Genomic DNA, 23481 nt, shown 5'->3' with positions numbered 1-23481 from the left:
GTTTTGTGGGTGGTTTTGGGAGGGGAGGAACACCGAAGCATACGGAGCATTCTCTTTAGGGCCCTGGTTTCCTCTTTTTCGACTCCCCGAAAAGAGAAAAACCCCGGGCCTCGAACGTCACGCTGTGATCGCAACGTCACGCTGCCGGGGCCTCGCGGGCCAGCAGGCTCTCCTTGATCGGCAGCCCGTAGCGGAAACCGCCGAGCGTGCCGTCGGTGCGCAGGATCCGGTGGCACGGCACGAACAGCGCGGCCGCGTTCATGGCGCACGCCCCGGCCGCCGCCCGGACGGCCGCCGGCCGCCCGGTCCGGACGGCGTACTCGCTGTACGTCAGCCGCTCGCCGGCCTTCACCTCGCGCAGCACGTCCCACGCGTGCGTCCGGTAGGGCCCGCTCGCCTGGAGCACCGGGACACGCCCGGGCGCCCCGTGGTCGCCGTCGTAGTAGGCGCGGACGGCGTCCGCGGCCTCGGCGAGCAGCCCCGTCGGGTTCTCCGTCGGCTTCGTTTCCTGGCCGACGGCGGACGGCCGCAGCGTGGGGTGGACCAGCGCGAGCAGGGAGCCGACGTCGTCGGTCCAGCCGGCGGCGAGCACCTGCTCCCGCGGTTCGCCCGCGGGGAGTGCCCCGTCAGGCACCGCCGCGACGACGACGCTGAAGGGGCCGTCGGGGGTGATGAGGGTCGTGGTCTTCATTGTTCTTCCTTCCGAGAGTTCGGGCTGTCAGGCGCACAGGTCACCCGGGTGACCTATGGGTCCGACACGTCAGGCGGAGCGCCAGAGGTGCATCGCGGCGTACGAGCGCCAGGGCGCCCAGGCCGCGCCGCGCACGGCGAGCTCCTTGAACTGGTGGGGCCGGGACTCCTCGGCGGAGACCAGCCCGAGGTTGCGGGCCCCGGCGAGCAGCGCGACGTCGCCGTCCATGAGGACGTCCGGGTCGCCGAGCACGCGCAGCGCCACGTACCCGGCCGTCCACGGACCGATCCCCGGCCGGGCCACCAGGCGACGGCGCAGGTCGTCGGGGTCGTCGCCGACGCTCAGGGTGAGCGTCCCGTCCGCGAGGTCCCGGGCCGCGCCGAGCACGGTCGCGAGCGTCCGGGCGGGCAGCCGGAGGTAGGCGGCGCCGTCCTGGGCGGACGGGACGTCGGCGCGTGTCGGGACGCCGTTGCTCGCGACGATGTCGGCGACCGCGCCGTCCGCCCGCCCGCGCCCGTCCGCCCGTGGGGCCGGGGGACCGGCGATCTGGCGCGGCGTCGGGAACAGCAGACCGAGTCCCTCGAACGCCGAGACGTACGGGGTGCCCACGCCCTTCGCCAGGCGCGACAGGTGCGTGCGCGCCGCGGCGACGCTGATCTGCTGGCCCACGATCGCGCGCACCAGCAGCTCGGCGGGGTCCAGCGTGCCGGGCACCCGGATCCCGGGCACCGCCCCGACCGACGGCGCGAGCACGGGGTCGGCCGCGAGCGAGGAGTCGACGGCGACCGGGTCGGCGTCGAGGTCCAGCAGCCGCCGCACGCGCGCGACGGCGACCGGCGCGTCGGCGAGGTCGGCGAGCTCGAGGTCCAGGTCGACCCGGCCGCTGCCGGGCCGGGGCACCCGCACCTCGAACGCCGCCGGGCCGTGCGGCAGGAGGACGGTCCGGGCGTACCGGAGCACGCCGACCCCCAGGTCCGCCGACTCCACCCCCTCGACGGCGCGCACGGCCAGGAACTCCAGCACGCCGCGCGCGTCGAACGGCTCCCGAACGGGCAGCGTCAGCGAGATCCGCACGGGCTCGGCCGCCGTCGTCGCGACTTCGGTCGGATGACCTGAGCTCGGTCCGTCGACCGACCGATCTCGCGGCATCCGACCGATCTCACGGGCGGCGCGTGAGCCGGCCGCACCCGACCGCGCCGGGCGCCGGGCGCGGGCGCGCAGCTCCGACGGCGTCGCGCCGAAGACCTCGGCCACGGTGTCGTTGAACTGCCGGATCGAGCCGAACCCGGCGGCGAACGCGACGTCGGCCAGGCGCAGCGAGGTGCCGACCAGGAGGGTGCGCGCCGTCTGCGCGCGCTGCGCCCGCGCGAGGGCCAGCGGCCCGGCGCCCAGCTCGCCGACCAGCAGCCGGTGGAGCTGCCGCTCGGAGTACCCCAGGCGCTGTGCGAGGCCGGACACGCCCTCGCGGTCGACCACGCCGTCGGCGACCAGGCGCATGGCGCGGCCCGTGAGGTCGCGGCGCAGGTCCCACGCGGGCGTGCCCGGCGCGGCCTCGGGGAGGCACCGCTTGCACGCGCGGAAGCCGGCCTCGTGCGCGGCGGCGGACGTCAGGTAGAACGAGACGTTCTCGGTCTTCGGCGTGCGGGCCGGGCACGAGGGCCGGCAGTAGATTCCGGTGGTACGCACCGCGGTGTAGAACTGCCCGTCGAAGCGGGAGTCACGCGCGGCGATGGCGCGGTAGCGCTCGGTGAACGCGGGATCGCGGAGCTCGACGTCGGTCATGCCCACCATCCTGCGCCCCGTCCGGACGCGACGGCTAGCGGGATTCGGACACGGCAGTGAGGGCCGTCAGGCGCGCCTCCAGGCCGTCGCGGACGCCGGGCCACTCGTCCGACAGGATCGAGAAGTACAAGGTGTCGCCCTCGGAACCGTCGGGGGCCACGCGGTGCGCGCGCAGCCGGCCCTCCTCCTGCGCTCCGAGCTTGAGGATCGCCGCGCGCGAGCGCGTGTTGCGCGCGTCGCAGCGCAGCGCCACCCGGCGCAGCCCCAGCTCCTCGAAGGTGTGCCGCAGCAGCATCAGCTTGCACGCCGGGTTGGTGGCGCCCGCCCACCAGTCCCGGCCGTAGAACGTCGAGCCGATCTCGACCCGGCGCTGCCCGGTGTTGAGCTCGTAGAACCGGGTCGAGCCGCGCACCGCGCCGTCGGACCCGAGCACCACGAACGCGAGGTGGTCGGGCGCCGCGACCGCGGCGTCCACGTACGCCTCCATCGCGGGGACGGTGCCGGGAAGGGCGCTGGTCATGCCGGCCCAGAGCTGGGTGTCCACCAGCGCGGCCAGGGCCGGCGCGTGGTCGCGCGTCAGCGGTTCGAGGCGGACGCCGTGGGCGGCGAGGCGGAGATCGTGCTGCATCGCGCCATCCCACCACGCACGCGGCGCCCCGGGCTGCCGTGTCCGGAGCCCGGGACCCGCGGCCGGGACCCGCTCACCGTAGGTCCCGGAGGTACGCCGCCGCACCCCCGTAGCCCTCGGTCCGCCGCTCGTCCAGGGTGGCGATGATGAGCAGCACCCCGCCGGCCGCCGCGAGCGTGAGCATCCACGGCACCGCGGAGATCTCGGTCCCGAGCTGGCTGACGAACACGATCAGCACCTCGACGGGCAGCACCCAGACCCCCAGCAGGAACGGCGCAGCGAGCCCGCGGCGCGACCCCACCAGCACCCCGGTCAGGGCCACGGCGACGACGAGCACGGCCCGCCACGTCTGCGGGTCGGTGAAGGTCGCGAGCACCGAGGGCCCGAGCAGCGCCAGGATCCCGGGCCCCAGCAGGGCCCACGAGCCCGTCCAGCCCACGGGCCAGCCCACCAGGGTGCGCTCCGGGACCCGGGCGGAGTCGGGCCCGCCCACCTTGGTGCGCGCCTCCCACTCGCCGAGCGCGAAGCAGCCGGCCACGACGAGCCCCACGCCGAGCGGCACGGAGAACACCTCGACCCGCAGCTCCCGCGGCACCCAGGCCGCGATGCCCGCGGCCAGGGCAGCCATCCAGACGGCCCAGGACGGGACACCCGTGGTGTGCCCGCGCAGCAACCGCCGCGCGACCACCACGAGGAGCACGAGCAGCGCGACCTCCAGCGCCCAGAGCGTGATGATCGCGCCCCAGTGCGGCTCGGTGTTCGCCACGGCCCCCACGGTGAGGAAGAGCAGCGCAGGGACGCGGCCCGCGGTGTCGATCGCGCGCCGCAGGCGGCCCGACGGCGCGCCCGTCCGGGCACCGCCGACGGCCACGAGGGCGAGCGCACCCGCCGCGAGGGCCCAGCCCAGCCCCGTCGCGAACCGGACTCCCGGATCACCGACCGTGGACCCCGCCACCTGCAAGGACTCGACGGTCAGGCCCGCACCCGCGAGCAGCACGGCGCCCGCCAGCAGGGTCCGGGCCCGTGCGGACCACTCGGCCGACACGACCGACCACCGCCGGAGCGCGAGGACCGCGAGCGTCAGGACCAGGCCGGTCACCAGCAGGACCCAGGCGCGCGAGTCTCCCGGGGTCGCGCCGAGGGCCAGCGTCAGGTCGCTCGGCACCAGCGCGAGCACGAGGCCCGCGGCGACGAGCCGCCACCCGTGCGTCCCGACCCGCCGGGCGAGCAGCGCCCCGACGAGCACCGCGCCGACGGCGGGCGGCAGGGTGTAGGCCTCGACGAGCCGCACGCCGCCGTCGGCCAGCGCGGTCCAGGCCGCCGCCGTCGCGAGGGCGCCGGCGGCCCACCAGACGCGGGTGCGGTCGGGCTCGCGCGCCACGACCCCGGCGCCGACGGCGAGGAGCAGCAGCACGGCCACCGCGACGTCGGGCCCGGCGGCCGGGCGGCCGTAGGCCAGGCCGATCGTGATCGCGCCGGTGACCACCGCGCTCAGCTCGAGCATCCCGCGCACCAGCGCGCCCGCGCCGCCGGCGTCCGGCACCCGGCGGGCGAGGAAGCCGGCCACGCGCGGCGCGCCGCCCGCGACGACGGCGACCGCCGCCGCGATCACCGGCAGCAGCACGGGCGAACCGCTCAGCGGCAGCAGCATGGCGCCCGCGCTCACGATCGCCACCGCGGTGGTGGGCAGCACCAGGCCCGCGGCGAGCACCCGGACGGCGGGCGCGAGCCCGGTCCGCCGGGTGAGCAGCAGCACGAGCTCCAGGAGCAGCATCGCGGCGGCCGCCCCGGCGGACCACCAGGTGCGGTCGAGCACCACGGTGTACACCCCGAGCGCGAACGGCACGGCCGTCACGCCGAGCACCGCGAACCACTGGGTGCGGGCCACGCGCGTGCCGACGGTCACCGCGACCGCCGTCAGCGAGGCCGCCGCTGACACGGTGCACACGGCGGCGACCCAGCCGAACCCGAGCCAGCCCAGCCAGACACCGCCCACGACCAGCGCGTACGCGTAAGCGCCGCCGACCAGGGCGGGGTGCGAGACGCGCGGCAGGGCCGCGCGGGCGGCCAGCGCCAGCGGCACGACGACGGCGGTGGCGACCAGCACCGTCGGGCGGCTCTGCCACGAGCCGACCGTCAGCAGGACGAGGGCGACGCAGGCCCCGGTCAGCGCGGCCGGACGCCAGGTCGGGCCCTCCTGCGGGCTCATCGCGGAGCCGCCGAGCCGCACCGTGAGCCGCGTGGCCCGGCGCAGCCCGTCGGCCCCGGCCCGCGCGCCGGTCACGACGGCACGCAGCCCGCGCCAGGAACGCGCCGGGTCGGCCGTCGCCGCCAGCAGCACGGCGGCGAGGACCGCCAGCAATGCGAGCGACGTCACCGCGGCCAGCCGGGCGTGCAGCGTCGCGGCGACGGCGAGGCCCACCGTCGCCCACGGCGCGAGGCCCCGGGCGGTCCGCACCAGGGCCGACGGCGGCCGCGACGCGGGGCCCGCCACGACGCCCAGCCGGGACGCGGCCAGCACCAGGGCGGCCAGCACGAGCACGCCGAGCACGTTCAGACCGCGCTCGTCCGCCGGCAGGAACGGGCCGCCGAGCGGGGCATCGCCCGGCGTCCGCGCGGGGGCGGCGCCGAGGGGGCCCGTCAGGACCTCCAGCACGCGCAGCGCGGACAGCCACAGGGCCGGGACGGCCGTGAGCACCGCGACGAGCCACGCCGCGAGCAGCAGGTCGGCACGCGTGCGGGCGGCGGGCACGAGCCCGCGCGCACGCGTGGCGACCAGCACGGTCAGCGTCACGGCGAGCACCGCCCACGCGACGCCCGCCGCCGCGGGCAGCACCCACAGGAACTCGATGTCCGCCCACTCCGTGAGGAACAGGGCGGCGACCGCGCCGAGCGCCCCGGCGGCGAAGGTCCACCAGCGGCGATGCGTGCCGCGCCGCAGCACGGCGGTGACGACGGCGGTGACCGCGAGCACGGCCGCCGTCTCGGCGTCCCCGGGGAGCCCGGCGAGGATGTCGGCCGGCGGCACCAGGAACGCGGTGCAGACGGCCAGCCCCACCCCCAGCGCCTGGGCCACCTCCAGCAGCCGGAGCTCCACCCGTAGCGCCGAGCCGACGCGCGGGCCCGAGACGCGGGCGACCGGCGGCCCCGCCAGCGCGGCCAGGGCGACGAGCAGCGCGCCCGCGGTGACGGCCCACGGCAGTGTGCCGTCGTCGTCCGAGAGGGCAAGCGCCGCAGGGAACGCCGCGAACGGCGCCGCGACCAGGCCGGTCGTGACCCAGGCCCGCACCCGCAGGGCGTGCCCGATCGCGACGGCGCCGACCGCGACGGCCGCCCACCAGGCGGCGAAGGGCAGCGGGGCGACGTCGGGCAGCGTGAACGTCGTGACCAGGGCCGCGGGCAGCGCGACGGTGCGGACCACGCCCAGCACCCGCGACTCCCACCGGAGAGTGGTGTCGAGCCGTTCGCCGGCCCGGAGCAGGACGCCGCTCGCGTAGTGCGCCACCAGGCCCGTCGCGACCACGGCGAGGATCCAGACCCACCGGGGCAGGCCGACGTCGGAGAGGCCCGCCGCGAGCAGCACCGGCACCAGCGGTGCGGCGACGGCGCCGGCGGCGACCCACGACCGCACCCGGAGCCGGCTGCCGAGGAGCACGAGCGCCGGGGCGAGCAGCGCCAGCAGCGCCGCGCGCGCGAGGAACGGCGCGACGCCGCCGAGCAGCCCGGCCTCCAGGCCGAGCTCCGCGCACACCCAGCCCAGCGCGACGGCCAGGGTCGCCACGGCCTCCGCCGACGACCGCAGCCCGGCCCGGCGCATCAGCGCCGCCGCCACCACGGAGGCGACCGTGACCGCGAGCGTCGCGACGGTGCGCAGCACGAGCTGGTCGGCGAGCGTGAAGAACACGAAGACCACCGCGGAGACGGCGACCAGCGCCGCGCCGACCCCGGCGAGGATCGGCTGGAGGGCCACGGTGCTGCGCTGCCGCGCGGGACCGGCAACGGTGCCGGCCGACGGGGCGGCGCCGGCCGCGGCACCGGTTCCGGCTGCGGCCACCGCGCCGGCGGACGTCGCTCCGGCAGACGTCGCGCGGTTCGCGCCGGACGAGCCCGCCGTCCCGGCCGCTGCCGGGGCGGCCGGGGCCGCCGTCGTCGGGCGCGCGTCACCTGAACCGACCGCACCGGAGCCGACCGGGCCTGACCCGGCCAGGCCCGACCCGGCGACTGCCCGCCGCGCGTACTCAGCCGCCGCGGGCTGCTCGGCGCGCATCTCGTCGAGGACCCGCTGTCGCTCGCGGATGGCCCGCTCGACGGCGAGCGAGGCCTCGTGCACCTCGATCCCGCGCCGGCCGCCCAGGTCGAGCGCGCAGGTCCCGCAGACCGTCCCGTGGAGGGTCGCGCCGCAGGCCGGGCAGGACACGGTGTCGGGCAGCCGCCGCAGCGCGTGACGTACCCACGTCTCTTCCATGGGCGGAAGCCTGGCGGAGCCGGACCCTACGAGGACAGCCCGGCACGCCAGGGAACGGTCACAGTTTCATGCCGAATGTGCGTTTCGCGCGTCTGGACGTGGTGTGCAGAGGCGTCAGACCGTGGCGTCCAGCCAGTCCAGCACCGTGGTCAGGTACTTCTCCCGGGCCGGCTTGGGGGACAGCGCCAGGTCGTGCGCGCCGCCCTCGATGACGGCGATCTCCACGGTCTGCCCCAGCCGCGGCGCGCGGGCGTGCATGTGCGCCACGTCGAGCACCACGTCCGTGCCGAGCTGCTCCGCGACGTCCCCGGCGTCGGACCCCGTGCGGCCGCTGGTGCACACGAGCACCGGGCACTGCACGGCCAGCCCGCGCCCGACCGCGCGGTGCCCGCGGCGGATCGCCGCCAGCCACCCGGCCCGCACCGGGAACCCCGCGTACGGCTTCCACCGCAGGTCGTACTCCCACTCGCCGCCGTTGGTGGCGTGCAGGGACCGGCCGTAGCCCTCGCCGAGCCGGGACACGACCAGCCGTGGTGAGACCCGGCCCAGCACGTAGACGGCCTGGGTGACCAGGGTGCGGTCGGACCAGCTCCCCTTGAGGTCGAACCAGGGGCTGTTCAGCACCAGGGCGGTGACCCGGCCGGGCCGCGCGTTCGCGTACATCGAGGTGATGAGACCGCCCGTCGAGTGCCCCAGGAGCACCAGCCCGGTGTGGCCGTCCGCGGCGATCACGCCGGCGGCCGCGTCGAGGTCCTGCGCGTAGAGCTCCAGGCGGTTGATCATGTTGGCGTCGCCGCCCGCCGTCGTCCACGCGTCCATGGACCGGCCGTGGCCACGCAGGTCGACGGCGTAGAACGGGTAGCCCCGCCCGGCGACCGCCTCGGCCAGGTGCCGCTGGAAGAAGTAGTCGGTGAACCCGTGGACGTACAGCACGGGCGGGCGCCCGACCACCGGCCCGCCCTCGGGCGTGTAGCGGATCAGGGTGGCCTCGGCGCCGCCCGGGAGCTGGAGCGTGCGGGCCTCGAAGCCCGCACCCAGCACGTCCTCGGTCCAGTCGTTCACCCGGCCAGTGTGCCCGACATGCGCGGCGCGCGGCCAGACAACAGGCGCTCCCGGCGCAGCGCGGGCAGGAAGCAGAGGGCGCCCAGCGTGCTGAACACCCCGCCGATGACCATGGCCGCCTGGGTGGAGAGCAGACCCGCCGTCCAGCCGAGGGCCGGCGCGCCCAGCGAGTAGGCGGCGAACGAGAGCATCGACGCCATCGACAGCACTGTGGTGCGGTTCCGGGACTCGGCCTCGCGGTGCAGCAGTGCCTGATAGGCGGGCCCGCACGCGCCGTGCAGCCCGTAGGTCACGAGGTACGCGGCGATCAGGCCGACCGGACCGAGCGCGAGCCCCATCCACACCGTGCCCAGCCCGTTGAGCACGCGCGCGATGATGGCCGTCCGGGCCACGCCGAGCCGGGGCGTGGCCAGGCCCGTCAGGGCCGCGCCGCCCGCGAAGACCGCCCAGCCGGCGGCCGCGGCCGGCCCCGAGACGGCGGCCCCGGCCTGCGTGCCGCCCAGGAGCTCGGAGAGCCGGATCGGCTGGAAGGTCTCGAAGATCACCATCCCCACGCTCCAGAACACCTCGACGATCAGCAGCCAGCGCAGCACCCGGTTGTCCCGCGCCAGGCGCAGCCCGTCGCGGACCACCCCGGGCGCCTGGCGTGCCGAGTCGAGCAGCCGGCTCCCCACCCCCGTGCCGCCCGTCGTGCGCGGCACCTCCCGGACCAGCACGACGACGGCCACCAGGTGCACCACGGCGAGCACGGCGTACACCGCGTACGGCAGCACGAGCGCCGACCACGCGGCCACGGGGTGCCACCAGACGAGGGCGCCGGAGACCAGGGCGCCCGCGGCGATGACCACCCCCATCACCGTGCCCTGCGCGGCGAGCGGACGGTCGACGTCGGCCCCCGGCTCGGTGGCGTGCACGGTGTCGACGAACCAGGCCTCCAGCGGGCCGGAGTCGAGCGCCCGGAAGATGCCGGTGACCGCCGCGGCGAGGGCGAAGGCCCAGAAGGACTGCGCGGTGAGGAACACCGCGGCCGCCGCCACCTGCAGCACGGCCGCCGCGACGAGCATCGGCCGCCGGCCGAGCGAGTCGGCCAGGCCCGCGGTGGGCAGCTCCAGCGCGAACACGACGAAGCCGCCGACGGAGAGCGCCGTGAGGGCCTGCGGCACCGACAGCCCGCGCTCGATCGGCAGCAGCGTGGTGACCGTGACGACCAGCCCGACGGGGAACCAGCGGGTCAGGGTGAGCAGCAGGAACACCTGCCGGGCGCGGTGCGGGGTCAGGGGGGTCATGACCGGTCCGTCCCGTCCTCGGCATCGCCGGAGGTGCCGGCGGAGGTGCCGCCCGAGGTGCCGGCGTCGTCCGTGCCCGGCACGTCGTCCGCCTCCAGCGGGAAGGCGGCCTGCCAGATCGTGATGCGGCGGGAGCCGGGGCCACCCCCGGCCTCCCGGTACCGCTCGAACAGCAGTTCCATGTCCGCGCGGAGCGCGGTGAGCTGCTCGGCGTTCAGGTCGAGCCCGGTGTCGCCCTGGCCCGCGGCGTCCTGCCACTCGCTGGGCCAGGCCTCGGCGACGTCGAGCCAGTGGCCGAACTCGGTGCTGAAGAGCCGCAGGTAGTCGCGCTGCAGCCAGCTCAGTGCGGTGGCGGCGTCCTCGTCGACGGAGAGCTCCGAGGGCGTCCAGCTGTGGGAGCTCGTGGTGGCGCGCCACAGGCGCTGCTTGCCGGCGCCGTCGCCGGTGTCCCCGACCAGGCCCACGGACTCCAGCTTGCGCAGGTGGTAGCTGGTAGCGCCGGTGTTGGTGCTGAGCGCGGTCGCGAGCGTGGTGGCCGTCGCGGGCCCGCCGCGCCGCAGGGCGCCGAGCAGGCGCGACCGCAGCGGGTGGGCGAGCACCTTGACGGCCTCGGGGGTGAGGCGGAAGTCGTCCTGGGGATCGGTCATGTGTGCACAGTACGCGTGCACAATCTCTGTGCACAAGAGTCGTGCATAAAAATTATGCACGCGAGCCTGGTCAGAAGAGCATGACGACGGCGGTCACCACGCCGGCGACCACCACCAGCACCCGGAACACGCTCGGCGGCATCTTGCGGCCGATGCGCGCGCCCACGTACCCGCCCACCACGGAGCCCGCGGCGAGCAGCCCGATCGCCAGCCAGTCCAGGTCGGCGACGAACACGAAGATGACCGTGGCGATCACGTTGGCGGCGAGCAGCGCGACGGTGCGCAGCGCGTTGATGTTCCGCACCGCCAGGTCGGTCCCGAGCCCCAGCACGGCGGCCATCATGACGCCGGCGCCCGCGCCGAAGTAGCCGCCGTACACGCCGGTCAGCACCGAGAAGACGACGGTCGCGGGCGACATGCCGTGCCGCAGCCGGGTGGGCTCGTCGCGGGTGCGCCGCAGCCACCGGCTGATCCAGGGCTGCACGCCCACCAGCAGGCAGGAGGTCAGGATCAGCCACGGCACGATCGCCTCGAACACCCCGGGCGGAAGCGCGAGCAGCAGCACCGCCCCGCCCACGGACCCGACGGCGCAGGTGATGAGCACGATCAGCGCGACGCGCGGGTGCTCGCGCAGCTCCTGGCGGTAGCCGAACGACCCGCTCAGCCCGGCGGGCACCAGGCCCACGGTGTTCGACGCGTTCGCGACCACGGGCGGCAGGCCCACGGCCAGCAGCACGGGGAAGCTGAGGAGCGAGGCGACGCCGACGGTCGTGGACAGCACGCCCGCGCCGAAGCCGGCGCCGAGCACGGCGAGGTGCTCCCAGCCGGTCACCGCTCGTCCTCCCGCAGCAGGGCGACGTCGCTGACCATCTCGACGTGCGCGTGCATGGCCGCGGCGGCGGCCTGCGGGTCCTGGGCGCGGATGGCGTCCGCGATGGCGCGGTGCCCGGTCAGGGAGTTGCGCGGCCGGCCGGGCTGGGAGAGCGACTCGATGCGGCTCTCGCGGATCAGGCTGGCGATCTCCCGCATCGTCCGGGCCAGCAGGTCGGAGTGCGCGGCGGCGGTCACCGCCGCGTGGAACTGCTCGTCGGCGTCCACACCTCGGTCCCCGTGCTCGATGGACGCCGCCATCGCGTCCAGGGAGGCGTCGATCGCGACGAGGTCGTCCTCGGTGCGGCGCTGCGCGGCCAGGGCGGCGATCTTGGTCTCCAGCGCGTCCCGGATGTCGATGATCTCGGGCATGCGGTCGGCGTGTGCGCGGATGGCCTCGACGATGCGGCTCTCGCCGAGCTTGCCGGTGAGCACGGTGCCGTCACCGTGCCGCACCACCACGACGCCTACCACCTCGAGCGCGACCAGCGCCTGGCTGAGCGTCGCGCGGCTGACGCCGAGCCGTGCGGCGAGCTCCCGCTCCGGGGGCAGCCGGTCGCCGGCTTTCAGCCCGTTCTGGGTGATCCACGTGGTGATCTGCTCCGCGACCTGCTCGTAGAGGCGGGTGCGGGCCAGCGGGGTCGGCAGTTCGGCGGAAGCCTTCGGGGTCACCACCTGAGGATACTTGACAGAACGGACACTGGCCTATTGGCTAGGCCACTGATCCATCGTGCCTCGTCGGTCAACGGTGACCGCCGCGATGGAGACAGAGGAGTTCTCATGGGTCCTGAGTGGATCGCGATCATCGCGCTCGTCGCGTTGTTCGTCGCCGGGACAGTCCTGCCGATCAACATGGGCGCGCTCGCCTATGTCGCGGCGTGGTTTGTCGGCGTCTTCGCCCTGCACATGGACGAGAAGGAGGTGCTGGGCGGGATCAGCGCCGATCTCGTCCTGACGCTCATCGGCGTCACGTACCTGTTCTCGATCGCCAAGAACAACGGGACCGTCGATCTCATCGTCTCCCAGGCCGTCCGCGCCGTCGGCGGCCGGGTGGCGCTCATCCCCTGGGTCATGTTCGCCGTGACCGCGCTGCTCACCGCCATCGGCGCCGCCAGCCCCGCGGCCTGCGCCATCATCGGCCCGGTCGCCCTCGGGTTCGCCCGCCGCTACAAGATCAACCCGCTCATGATGGGCATGTTCGTGGTGCACGGCGCCCAGGGCGGCGGGTTCTCGCCGATCAGCATCTACGGCACCATCACCAACTCGGTCATGGCCGACGTCGGCTACGAGGGCACCGAGATGGGTGTCTTCATCGCCTCGCTCGCGATCAACACCGCGATGGCCGTGGTCCTGTTCCTCGCGCTCGGCGGCCGCCAGCTCATGCACGAGCGGGTCGACCCCGCCGACGCGTCCGGGCACCTCGTCGACGACCTGCACGCGGGCGGCGCCTCCGTCACCGTCAGCGGCCAGGGCGCGGGCATCTCGACCACCACGCGCGGGCTCGGCGTGCGCCGCGACCACGTGCTGACCCTCGTCGCCTTCGCCGCCGTCGCCACGACGGCGCTCGCGTTCGACCAGAACATCGGCTTCGTCTCCATCACCGCCGCCGTCGCGCTGGCCATGCTGTCCCCGCACCAGCACAAGGACGCCGTCAAGCAGATCGCCTGGCCCACCGTGCTGCTGGTCGCGGGCGTGAGCACCTATGCCGCGATCCTCACCGCGTCCGGCGCGCCCGAGTACATCGGCACCTGGGCCGCGGGCCTCGGTGTCGCGGCCGTCGGCGCGCTCGTCCTCTGCTACGTGGGCGGGATCGTCTCGGCCTTCGCGTCGTCGACGGCGCTGCTGCCGGTCATCATCCCCATCGCCGTGCCGCTCATCGCCGCCGGCGGCGTGAGCCCCTGGGCGATGGCCGCCGCCCTGGCCGTCTCGTCGACCATCGTCGACGTCAGCCCCTTCTCCACGAACGGAGCCCTGATGCTCGCCAACCGCCCGGACACGATCTCCGAGCAGGCCTACTACAAGCAGATCCTCGGTTACGCCGTCATCGTCACCCTCGTGGGGCCGCTGCTGGTCTGGGCCATCCTCGTCCTGCCGGGCTGGTGAGCACGGTGAGCACCATGACCGGACCCCTGACCGACGTCGTCGTCGTCGACCTGTCCCGCGCCCTCGCCGGGCCGCACGCCACCATGATGCTGGGCGACCTGGGCGCGCGCGTCGTCAAGGTGGAGGTGCCCGGGCGGGGCGACGACACGCGCGGCTGGGGCCCACCGTTCGTCGGCGAGGAGGACGCCCGCGAGTCGACGTACTTCCTCTCCGCGAACCGCAACAAGGAGTCCATCGCGCTCGACCTCAAGGCCGACGCAGACCGGACGACCCTGCTCGACCTCGTCGACCGCGCCGACGTGCTCGTGGAGAACTTCCGTCCCGGCGTCCTGGACCGCCTCGGCCTGGGCGTCGAGACGCTGCTGGAGCGCAACCCGCGCCTGGTGGTGCTCTCGATCACCGGGTTCGGGCACGACGGGCCGGAGGGCGGGCGCGCCGGGTACGACCAGATCGCCCAGGGCGAGGCCGGCCTGATGTCCCTGACGGGCTCCGGCCCCGACGACCCGCAGCGCGTGGGCGTGCCGATCGGCGACCTGCTCGCCGGGATCTACGGCGCGTACGGCGTGCTGGCGGCGCTGCACGAGCGGCACCGGACCGGCGTCGGGCAGGTCGTCCGAACGTCGCTGCTGGCCGCCGTCACCGGGGTGCACGCGTTCCAGGGCACCCGGTGGACGGTCGCCGGGGAGGTGGGGCGTGCGCAGGGCAACCACCACCCTTCCATCGCGCCGTACGGCCTGTTCCGCTGCCGTGACGGCGCCGTCCAGATCGCCGTCGGGTCGGAGGCGCTGTGGCAGAAGTTCTGCCTCGCCTTCGGGCTCGACGCCGACGCGGAGGGCCTGCGGGACAACTCCGGGCGGGTGGCCCGCCGCGACCAGGTGATCAAGCTGGTCGAGGACGCGTTCGAGCCCTACGCCGCCGACGCGCTGCTGACGAAGCTGTCCGACGCCGGGATCCCGGCGGGCCGGGTGCGTACGCTCGACGAGGTGTACGCATGGGAGCAGACCGCGAGCCAGGGGCTGCTCGTGGACGTGGAGCACACGAGCCTCGGCAGACTGACCCTGCCGGGCCCGCCGCTGCGGTTCTTCGACGCCGACGGCGCCGAGGTCACGCGGCGCGAGCACCGCGCGCCGCCGGTGCTGGACGAGCACGCGGCCCGGATCCGGGCCTGGCTCGACGCGGCCGGCGGGGCGAGCGGGCTGGGGCTGGGTGGGCCCGGTGGGCTGGGCGGACGTCGGCCGGAGGCCGGTCCGTGACCCGCCGCTGGACGGCGCGCGAGCTGCTCGACCTGGTGCTCGACGCCGGCAGCTTCGAGTCCTGGGACGAGCCGGTCGACACCTCCGGGCACCCGCCGGAGTACCGCGCCGTGCTGGCGGCCGCCGCGGAGAAGGCCGGCACCGACGAGTCCGTGCTCACGGGCCGCGGTCGCGTGCGCGGGCGGCCCGTGGTGGTCGTCGTCAACGAGTTCCGGTTCCTCGGGGGTTCCATCGGCCGGGCCGCCGCCCGGCGGATCACCGCCGCCGTCCGCCGTGCGACGGCGGAGCGCCTGCCCGTCCTGGCCACGACGGCGTCGGGCGGGACCCGGATGCAGGAGGGCACGCCCGCCTTCCTGCGGATGGTCGAGATCTCGCGCGCCGTCATGGCGCACCGCGACGCCGGCCTGCCCTACCTCGTCTACCTGCGGCACCCCACGACGGGCGGCGTCTACGCGTCCTGGGGCTCGCTCGCGCACCTCACCGTCGCCGAGCCGGGCGCCCTCATCGGGTTCCTCGGCCCGCGCGTCGTCGAGGCCCTGACCGGCAGGGCACTGCCCGACGGCGTGCAGTCCGCCGAGAACCTCGCCGCCAAGGGCGTGCTCGACGGCGTCGTCACGCCCGAGAGCCTGCCCGCGCTGGTCGAACGGGCGCTCGCGGTGCTGGTCGACCCGCCGTCGTCGTCCGCGCTGCCACGTCGGACGGGCGAGCCCTCCGGGACGACGTCCGCCTGGGACTCCGTGCTGCGGACCCGCGCCGCGGGCCGGGTGGGCGTGCGCGACCTGTTGCGCCACGGGGCCTCGGGGACCGTGCGGCTGTCCGGCACGGACGAGGGTGAGCGGGACGAGTCGATGCTGGTCGCGCTGACGCGGCTGGACGGCCGGCCGTGCCTGGTCGTCGGGCAGGACCGGAGCCGGCAGACCGAGAGCACCCCGATGGGTCCTGCCGCGCTGCGCGTGGCCCGGCGCGCGATGGGTCTGGCGGAGGAGCTGCGGCTGCCCCTGGTCGCGGTGATCGACACCCCCGGGGCCGAGCTCTCGCAGGCCGCCGAGGAGGGCGCGCTCGCCGGCGAGATCGCGCGCTGCATGGCCGCGCTCACCCGCATGACCGTGCCGACGCTGTCGGTGATCCTCGGCCAGGGCTGCGGCGGCGGGGCGCTCGCGCTGCTGCCCGCGCAGGCGGTGATCGCGGCGGAGCACGCCTGGCTGTCGCCGCTGCCGCCCGAGGGGGCGAGCGTCATCGTGCACGGGGACACCACGCACGCGGCCGAGCTGGCGGAGGCGCAGCACGTGCGCGCCGTCGACCTGCTCGCCGAGGGCGCGGTGCAGCAGGTGGTCCCGGAGCACGACGACGACACCGTGCCGGACATCGCCCGGGCCGTCGCCGCGGAGTGCGCGGCGGTGCTGGCGCGGCTGGCCGGGGCCTAGCGCTTCTCGACCGCCTTGCGGACCTGCTGGACCAGCGCGAACACCAGCAGCGCCGCGAACGCGATCGAGGCGACGTTGTCGGGCAGCACGACCGACAGGCTCGCGCCGCCGAACGAGAAGACCGACGCCACGAGGCCGATGATGGCCGCGGTCTTGAGGTGCACCAGGCCGTTGCGGGCGTTGACCCACGTGCCGGAGATCGCGGTGGGGATCATCGCGACCAGCGACGTGCCCTTGGCGAGCGCGGGCGCGAAGTCGAACAGGGCGGACAGCCCCGGCACGGCGATCTGGCCGCCGCCGATGCCGAGCAGGCCCGACGCGATGCCCATGACCAGGCCGAGCCCCACCATGCCCGCGCCGTCGAGCAGGCTGGGGACGCCCTGCGCGGTGTCGACCAGCGGCGGGTCGGCGAACGCGTCGAGCAGGGAGCGCACGATGCCCGCCACGAGCACGCCGACGAACAGCCAGCGCAGGAGGGTCTCCGGCACGCGCGCGAGCAGCCGGGCCCCGTACGCGGCGCCGACCACGGAACCCACCACGAGCAGCCCGGCCGAGATCAGGTCGACCGCCTGGTGGGTCAGGTACGGGATGGAGCCGACGATCGCCGCCGGCAGGATCGCCGCGAGCGAGTAGGCGCTGGCCCGGCGCTGCGTGAGGCCACCGAGCGAGGTCAGGAGCGGCACCATCACGATGCCGCCGCCCAGGCCGAACAGCCCCGAGAAGGACCCGCCGACGATTCCCACGAGGGCGGCGCGGGGTGGGGTCAGGGAGTCGTCAGTCTGCTCGGTCACCCCGTGATGATCTCAGGTGAGCGGCGATGGTCCGCGCACAGTCCAGGGACCCGGTGCTCGTGGTGTCGATCTCCAGGTCGTACCGGACGCCCCGGTGGACCATGTCGGCCTGCTGCGCGGCCATGCCCGTGACCCGGTCGCCGCGGGCGGCCTCGCGCCGCGCGGCGACCGCCGGGTCGCACCGCACGCCCACCCAGAGCGCCGGCACGTCGCCCAGCGCGTCGAGCCAGCGGCGCTGGGACCCGGCGCCGCCGAGGAAGACGTCGTCGACCACGAGGTGCGCGCCGGCCCGTGCCATGGCGACCAGCCCGGTGATCCAGGCGTCCTGCAGCGTCATGAAGTCCTGCCCGACGGCGACGCCGCCGTCGTCGGCGAACCCGATCCCGTCGCCGCCGGTCGTCAGCCGGGCGGGCATCGCGTCGACGAGGGTGTCGACGCTGAGCGAGAGCCAGGGCTCGGGCAGCACGACCTGGAGGTCGCGGGCGATCGCCGACTTGCCGGAGCTCGATCCGCCGTTGAGGACGATGACCTGGGTGCTCATGCGGTCACCGTACGAGTGTCGGTGAGGCGCGCTACAGTGATTATCAAGTTGAGCGGAATAGACTCAACTTTGAGACGGTTTCATCGAGGTAGAACTCCGCCCACGTTCACCAGCCCCGGGAGGCTTCATGGACACCAAGTTCACGACCATGTCGCAGCAGGCGATCGGCGACGCCATCCAGTCGGCGTCGGCCGCCGGCAACCCGCAGCTCGAGCCGGTCCACCTGCTCGCCTCGCTGCTCCAGCAGGAGCGCGGCGTGGCCGTCGGCCTGCTCGACGCCGTCGGGGCGAACGCGCAGGCCATCGGCCAGCAGGTGCGCGCCGCCCTCGTCGCGCTGCCCCAGGCCAGCGGGTCCAGCACGGCCCAGCCGAGCGCGAGCCGCGCCCTGGCGACGGTGCTCGACCTGGCGGGCAAGGAGGCCCAGGGGCTGGGTGACGAGTACGTCTCCACCGAGCACCTGCTCATCGCGCTCGCCGCCGGGCAGTCGTCCGCGGCGCAGATCCTGTCCGACGCCGGGGCGACCGCCGACGCGCTGCGCGCGGCCCTGCCGGCCGTCCGCGGTTCCGGCCGTGTCACGAGCCCCAACCCGGAGGGCACCTACAAGGCGCTGGAGCAGTACGGCACCGACCTCACGCAGCAGGCTCGCGACGGCAAGCTCGACCCGGTGATCGGCCGCGACTCGGAGATCCGCCGCGTGATCCAGGTGCTGAGCCGCCGCACCAAGAACAACCCGGTGCTCATCGGCGAGCCCGGCGTCGGCAAGACCGCCGTCGTCGAGGGGCTGGCGCAGCGAGTCGTCGCGGGCGACGTGCCCGAGTCCCTCAAGGGCAAGCGGCTGATCTCCCTCGACCTGGCCTCGATGGTGGCCGGCGCCAAGTACCGCGGCGAGTTCGAGGAGCGCCTCAAGGCGGTCCTGGAGGAGATCACGGCGTCGGACGGCGAGGTGGTCACCTTCATCGACGAGCTGCACACCGTGGTCGGCGCGGGCGCCGGCGGCGACGGCGCGATGGACGCCGGCAACATGCTCAAGCCCATGCTCGCGCGCGGCGAGCTCCGCATGGTCGGCGCCACCACGCTCGACGAGTACCGCGAGCACATCGAGAAGGACCCCGCGCTGGAGCGCCGGTTCCAGCAGGTCTTCGTCGGTGAGCCCTCCGTCGAGGACACCGTGGCGATCCTGCGCGGCCTCAAGGAGCGCTACGAGGCGCACCACAAGGTGACGATCGCCGACTCGGCGCTCGTGGCCGCCGCGTCGCTGTCCGACCGGTACATCTCCGGGCGGCAGCTCCCCGACAAGGCGATCGACCTGGTCGACGAGGCCGCGTCCCGCCTGCGCATGGAGCTCGACTCCTCGCCGATCGAGATCGACGAGCTGCAGCGCGCCGTCACGCGCCTCGAGATGGAGGAGGTCGTGCTGTCCGAGTCGGCCGACGCCGCGTCCAAGGACCGGCTCGAACGGCTCCGCGCCGACCTGGCCGACCGCCGGGAGGCGCTGGCCGCGCTCACCGCGCGCTGGGAGTCCGAGAAGGCCGGGCACAACCGCGTCGGTGACCTGCGCGCCCGCCTCGACGAGCTGCGCACGGACGCCGAGCGCAAGCTCCGCGAGGGCGACCTGGAGGGTGCGGCGCGCATCCAGTACGGCGAGATCCCCGTCGTCGAGAAGGAGCTCGCGGCCGCCGAGGAGGAGGAAGCCGGCGCGGAGGACCTGCCGGACGGCCTCGGCCCGGAGACCACCGAGCCGCCGATGATCGCCGACAAGGTGGGCGCCGACGAGATCGCCGAGGTGGTCGCGGCGTGGACCGGCATCCCCGCCGGACGGCTGCTCCAGGGCGAGTCCGAGAAGCTCCTGCACATGGAGGACGTGCTCGGCGAGCGCCTGATCGGTCAGCGGGCCGCGGTCGCCGCGGTGTCCGACGCCGTGCGGCGCACCCGGGCGGGCGTCTCCGACCCGGACCGGCCCACCGGCTCGTTCCTGTTCCTCGGGCCAACGGGCGTGGGCAAGACCGAGCTCGCCAAGGCGCTCGCGGACTTCCTGTTCGACGACGAGCGCGCCATGGTGCGCATCGACATGTCCGAGTACGGGGAGAAGCACTCCGTGGCCCGGCTCGTCGGCGCGCCTCCGGGCTACGTCGGGTACGAGGAGGGCGGTCAGCTCACCGAGGCCGTGCGGCGCAGGCCGTACTCGGTGGTGCTGCTGGACGAGGTGGAGAAGGCGCACCCCGAGGTCTTCGACATCCTGCTCCAGGTGCTCGACGACGGCCGCCTGACCGACGGACAGGGTCGCACCGTGGACTTCCGCAACGCGATCCTGGTGCTGACCTCGAACCTCGGCTCGCAGTTCCTCGTGGAACCGATGCTGTCGGACGAGGAGCGGCGCGAGTCCGTGATGACCGCCGTCCGCGCGGCGTTCAAGCCGGAGTTCCTCAACCGGCTCGACGACGTGGTGGTCTTCGACGCGCTGTCGCTCGACGAGCTCGGCCGCATCGTCGACCTGCAGGTCGACGCCTTCTCGAAGCGGCTCGCCGACCGGCGCATCACCCTGGAGGTCACCGCGGCTGCCCGCGAGTGGCTCGCCCTGGAGGGCTTCGACCCGGCCTACGGTGCCCGGCCGCTGCGCCGCCTCGTGCAGCGCGAGATCGGCGACCGCCTGGCGCGGCTGCTGCTCGCGGGCGAGGTGTCCGACGGCGACACGGTGGTCGTGGACCGCGGTGCCGGGGAGGGCCTGGCCCTCGAACGGCGGGTGCTCACCGCGTAGCCGGAGCACCGGGTGCGCACCGCGTGGCGGGCGCACCCGGATGTGACGGTGTTGTGAAGGTGGCCCCCCGATCGCCCAGAACCGGAAATCCCGTACGTCCCTCTGTATGTGCGGGGTGAATCCGTGCGCGGCCGGCCGCGCACGGCCCGGCACGGTCCAGGGCGCGCGGGGGGCGAGCCGGCGGGAGCCATCAGGAGAGGCAGACGGTCGAGGAGGCCCGGTGCTGCGGTTCCACTTCACTTCGGACGACCTGGCCCGGGTCCGGATCGCCCCGGGCCCGGACCCCCTGTGGGAGACGCTGCTCAGCGCCCACGTGGTGAACCAGCGCGGGGGGGACGACGCTGTTCGACCCCTGGCGCGAGCGCGTGCTGTCCGGGATGCCGCCCGCGGCGCGGATGCTGCTGCGCCTCGCGCCGCCGCGCGGGTACTCGCCGGACTTCCTCACGCCCGCCACCGGGGCGGAGCCGCTCCTGCCCGGCGCCGACGCGTTCGAGACCGGCCTCGACGCGGTGCTGTCCACACCGCGCGACCAGCTCCGGCGCGACATGTCGCGGCTCGCGCACGGGCGCAGGCCGCACCTGTGGATGCGGGACCTCGCCGACGGGTCCGCGCCCGCCCTGCGCGGGCTCGGCGTGGCGATGCGCTCGTACCACGAGCAGGCGGTCGGGCCGTACTGGAGCGGCATCCTCGCCGCAGTCGACGTCGACCGCGCGGCGCGCACCCGGGCCTGGGTGGAGGGCGGTACCGAGCACGCGCTGCGCACCCTGCACCCCGCGATCCGCTGGGAGCACCCCGTGCTCTCCGTGGCGACCGCCGCCGAGCGGGACGTGCACCTGGCGGGGCGCGGCCTGCTGATCGTCCCGTCGTACTTCTGCCACCGGGCCCCGATCTCGCTGGCCGACCCCGAGCTCCCGCCCCTGCTGCTCTACCCCATCACCCACGAGCAGGTCTGGACCGGCACCCGGCCCGAGGCGCAGGCCGACGGCGGGCGGCAGCTCACCGCGCTGCTCGGGCGCACCCGGGCCGCGGTGCTCCGGGCCCTCGGCACGGGGGCGACGACGAGCGAGCTCGCGCAGCGCCTGGCGATCTCCCCGGCGTCGGCCTCGGAGCACGCCACCGTGCTGCGCAACGCCGGGCTCGTCTCCAGCGGGCGCGAGCGCAACACGGTGCTCCACGCGCTCACCCCGCTGGGCCGCACGCTGCTGGACGGCGGCGACGGCCGGGTGCCGACGGCCTCGACCGCTACTGCAGCAGATCCTGCGTGATCGGCTCCGCGGTGGTCGCCAGGCACAGGCCGACCCGGTCGCCGTCGGCCCACGAGTCCTCGCTGGGGCCCCAGACCACGTAGCTCACCGAGTCCGCGACCGGGCTCGTGCGCGCGTTCGGGCCGAGCTGCTTGGTGCCGCAGACCTGCGCGATGCGCGTGTCGACGGCGTCCCGGCCCGGCCAGACGGCGGCGTCGGCGAAGTCGGTGCGGCCCACCACCTGGGCGGTGTGCGAGGCGTCGCACGGGACCGCGAGCACCTCCGAGACCTCGCCGTCCGGCGGGACGCTCTCCACGCAGGAGCCGAGCACGAGCTGCAGCGGGTGCACCTCCTGGGGCTCCGCGATCATCGCCTCGATGGGCTCCCACTGCTGCCTGCCGACCATGTTCACGATGAGGGCGATCACCGCGACGACTGCCACCACGGCCAGCGTCGCCCCGGCGATCAGGGCGTACCGCCGCCGCTTCGCCGACTCGTCGGCCTCGGTGGGCGGACGCCAGCCCGCGTAGGACGCCTCGGGCGCGTAGTCGTGGACGGCCGGGAACGAGTGCGGCGAAGCCCCGGGCGTCACCGGGAACGGCGACGGCGGCTGCTGCGGGGCCGACGGCGCCTGCGGCGACCCGCCCTGCGGGTGCTGCTGCGGCGCGGCGGGCGTCGGGAAGGGGCTGGGCGGCGTGGTGGCCGGCGGGGTGCGGGTCGCGGGGGAGGCGAAGAGCTCCGAGGCGGCGGCGAAGTCGTCCTCCGTAGCCGGGGTGCTCGTCCCGGGCTCGTCCGGGTCGTCGTCCGCCGCGGCGGGCTCGGCGGGAGTGTCCTCCCGCTCGGCTGCCTGGGCCGCGGGGGCGGGCGCGTCCGGGGTGTCCGGCGCGTCCGCGGGGGAGCCGGCGGAAGCCTGGGCGTCGGGGCTCTGGGTGTCGGGGCTCTGGCCGGCGTCGTCCCCCGACGCCTCGTCCTCGGCCGCGACGGTGCGGGGCCCCAGCGCCTTCTTGTGCGCCGCGGCGATCGCCGCGAAGGAGAGGGCCTTGAAGTCGAACGTCTCGTCGACGGCCGGCGCGGTGGTCGACGGTGCCTTGGTGTCTGCGGCCTCGTCGATGGACTCGGCGTCGGCCTTGTCGTCGGTCCTGTCGGCGGGCGCCGTGTTTGTGGCCTCGGTCGGAGCGTCCTGGGCGTCGGCGGGCAGTGCTTCCTCGGGTTCCGGCGTCGCCTCGGGCTCGGACGCCGCCGGGGTCGCCGGCTGCGCCGCCGGTCGCGCGGAGGCGGGGACGACGCGGATCTCCTCGGTGGGCGCCTCGTACCGGCGCACCCGGTCCGCCGCCGCGGGGGACGGCTCGGGTGCGGGCTCCGCGGGCTGCACGTCCTCGGGCTCCGGCACGGTGGTCGGCTCGGGTGCGGTGGTGGCCGCGGGCTCGGTGACCGGCTCCGGCTCGGCCGGGCTCGCGGCGGACGGCTCGTCGTCCGCCGCCGTGGCGTCACCGGCGTCGTCGTCCTCGACGGCGTCGTCCGCGGCCGAACCCGTCGAGCCGTCGGCAGGCGCGTCCGCAGTGGCGTCGTCCGCGCCCGAAGCCGCCTCGGCGACCTCGTCGCCGGCGTCGTCCAAAGCCTCCGTGGGCACGGGCTCGGCGCCCTCGGGTTCCGCGGTCTCAGAAGCCTCGCCGGACGGTTCCGCGGCCTCCGCGTCGCCCTCGCCGTCGTCCTTGCCGCCGAGGCCGCCGGGCGCGCGATCCGGCTCCGACTCGACCGTGGACGCCTTCGCTACAGGATCCGAGACGGGGATCTCGGCGACTTCAGTGGCGGCCGGGGTCTGGTCGGGCGTCGACGTCATGCAGGTTAACTTACCGACATTCTGTAACGACCCCGCTACCGGAACGGCAACCGTTTCGACCGCACTCGATTTGGGGACAACTTCACCCGAGGATTTCCC

General features: G+C 75.2%; 17 protein-coding genes. 5 read left to right on the top strand and 12 right to left on the bottom strand.

Going from position 1 to position 23481, the window contains the following annotated elements; all coding sequences use genetic code 11:
* Nucleotides 1-136 precede the first annotated feature (136 nt).
* The 9 genes from ACFV9Q_RS14845 to ACFV9Q_RS14805 form a co-directional block, all read right to left on the bottom strand.
* Nucleotides 137-691, bottom strand: coding sequence for a methylated-DNA--[protein]-cysteine S-methyltransferase (locus ACFV9Q_RS14845; protein ID WP_377235036.1), 555 nt, complete (start codon nt 689-691; stop codon nt 137-139).
* 69 nt (nt 692-760) lie between these two features.
* The gene (locus tag ACFV9Q_RS14840; RefSeq protein WP_377235035.1) at nt 761-2473 is read right to left on the bottom strand and encodes a DNA-3-methyladenine glycosylase 2 family protein; all 1713 of its coding nucleotides are present in this window, start codon (nt 2471-2473) and stop codon (nt 761-763) included.
* 34 nt (nt 2474-2507) lie between these two features.
* The gene (locus ACFV9Q_RS14835) at nt 2508-3101 is read right to left on the bottom strand and encodes a GNAT family N-acetyltransferase (protein ID WP_377235034.1); all 594 of its coding nucleotides are present in this window, start codon (nt 3099-3101) and stop codon (nt 2508-2510) included.
* A 73-nt stretch (nt 3102-3174) separates the two neighbouring features.
* Entirely contained in the window at nt 3175-7566 is a 4392-nt protein-coding gene (locus tag ACFV9Q_RS14830; RefSeq protein ID WP_377235033.1) for an SCO7613 C-terminal domain-containing membrane protein, read from the bottom strand.
* A 114-nt stretch (nt 7567-7680) separates the two neighbouring features.
* The gene (locus tag ACFV9Q_RS14825; RefSeq protein ID WP_377235032.1) at nt 7681-8628 is read right to left on the bottom strand and encodes an alpha/beta hydrolase; all 948 of its coding nucleotides are present in this window, start codon (nt 8626-8628) and stop codon (nt 7681-7683) included.
* The gene (locus tag ACFV9Q_RS14820) at nt 8625-9914 is read right to left on the bottom strand and encodes an MFS transporter (protein ID WP_377235031.1); all 1290 of its coding nucleotides are present in this window, start codon (nt 9912-9914) and stop codon (nt 8625-8627) included. Before ACFV9Q_RS14820 ends, ACFV9Q_RS14825 begins: the two co-directional genes overlap by 4 nt.
* Nucleotides 9911-10561 (bottom strand): ArsR/SmtB family transcription factor, encoded by a 651-nt coding sequence (locus tag ACFV9Q_RS14815; protein ID WP_377235030.1) that lies wholly within the window; start codon nt 10559-10561, stop codon nt 9911-9913. Before ACFV9Q_RS14815 ends, ACFV9Q_RS14820 begins: the two co-directional genes overlap by 4 nt.
* Before the next feature lie 70 nt (nt 10562-10631).
* Nucleotides 10632-11393 carry a sulfite exporter TauE/SafE family protein gene (locus ACFV9Q_RS14810; RefSeq protein ID WP_377229924.1) on the bottom strand — a complete coding sequence of 254 codons (762 nt, stop codon included), beginning with the start codon at nt 11391-11393 and terminating at the stop codon, nt 10632-10634.
* Nucleotides 11390-12106 carry a FadR/GntR family transcriptional regulator gene (locus ACFV9Q_RS14805; RefSeq protein ID WP_377235029.1) on the bottom strand — a complete coding sequence of 239 codons (717 nt, stop codon included), beginning with the start codon at nt 12104-12106 and terminating at the stop codon, nt 11390-11392. Before ACFV9Q_RS14805 ends, ACFV9Q_RS14810 begins: the two co-directional genes overlap by 4 nt.
* Before the next feature lie 105 nt (nt 12107-12211).
* On the opposite strand from ACFV9Q_RS14805, the gene ACFV9Q_RS14800 reads away from it, so the two are divergent.
* From ACFV9Q_RS14800 to ACFV9Q_RS14790, 3 genes are read left to right on the top strand one after another with little or no spacing between them, the layout of a single operon-like run.
* Entirely contained in the window at nt 12212-13534 is a 1323-nt protein-coding gene (locus ACFV9Q_RS14800) for an SLC13 family permease (RefSeq protein WP_377235028.1), read from the top strand.
* A gap of 14 nt (nt 13535-13548) precedes the next feature.
* Entirely contained in the window at nt 13549-14787 is a 1239-nt protein-coding gene (locus tag ACFV9Q_RS14795; protein ID WP_377235027.1) for a CaiB/BaiF CoA transferase family protein, read from the top strand.
* Nucleotides 14784-16211 (top strand): carboxyl transferase domain-containing protein, encoded by a 1428-nt coding sequence (locus ACFV9Q_RS14790; protein ID WP_377235026.1) that lies wholly within the window; start codon nt 14784-14786, stop codon nt 16209-16211. The genes ACFV9Q_RS14795 and ACFV9Q_RS14790 overlap by 4 nt, the downstream gene beginning before the upstream one ends.
* Here the strand turns inward: ACFV9Q_RS14790 and ACFV9Q_RS14785 are convergent.
* Both ACFV9Q_RS14785 and cpt read right to left on the bottom strand, forming a co-directional pair.
* Nucleotides 16208-17002 (bottom strand): sulfite exporter TauE/SafE family protein, encoded by a 795-nt coding sequence (locus ACFV9Q_RS14785; protein ID WP_377235025.1) that lies wholly within the window; start codon nt 17000-17002, stop codon nt 16208-16210. The genes ACFV9Q_RS14790 and ACFV9Q_RS14785 overlap by 4 nt on opposite strands.
* On the bottom strand, nt 16986-17543 hold the full coding sequence (gene cpt / locus ACFV9Q_RS14780; protein ID WP_377235024.1) for a chloramphenicol phosphotransferase CPT: 558 nt from the start codon (nt 17541-17543) through the stop codon (nt 16986-16988). The genes ACFV9Q_RS14785 and cpt overlap by 17 nt, the downstream gene beginning before the upstream one ends.
* Nucleotides 17544-17670: 127 nt before the next feature.
* Between cpt and clpB the strand changes: the two genes are divergently transcribed.
* Together clpB and ACFV9Q_RS14770 are read left to right on the top strand one after the other, a co-directional pair.
* Nucleotides 17671-20298 carry an ATP-dependent chaperone ClpB gene (gene clpB / locus ACFV9Q_RS14775; RefSeq protein WP_377235023.1) on the top strand — a complete coding sequence of 876 codons (2628 nt, stop codon included), beginning with the start codon at nt 17671-17673 and terminating at the stop codon, nt 20296-20298.
* Between the two features lie 365 nt (nt 20299-20663).
* Complete coding sequence (locus ACFV9Q_RS14770; RefSeq protein WP_377235022.1) at nt 20664-21563, top strand: ArsR/SmtB family transcription factor; 900 nt, start codon at nt 20664-20666, stop codon at nt 21561-21563.
* Here the strand turns inward: ACFV9Q_RS14770 and ACFV9Q_RS14765 are convergent.
* On the bottom strand, nt 21541-23382 hold the full coding sequence (locus ACFV9Q_RS14765) for a septum formation family protein (RefSeq protein WP_377235021.1): 1842 nt from the start codon (nt 23380-23382) through the stop codon (nt 21541-21543). The genes ACFV9Q_RS14770 and ACFV9Q_RS14765 overlap by 23 nt on opposite strands.
* Nucleotides 23383-23481: the final 99 nt, after the last annotated feature.

The sequence above is a fragment of the Promicromonospora sp. NPDC059942 genome, from assembly GCF_042731755.1.
GTDB lineage: Bacteria > Actinomycetota > Actinomycetes > Actinomycetales > Cellulomonadaceae > Promicromonospora.
Note: the sequence above shows the minus strand (reverse complement) of the source record. Positions and strands in the feature narration are given on the sequence as shown.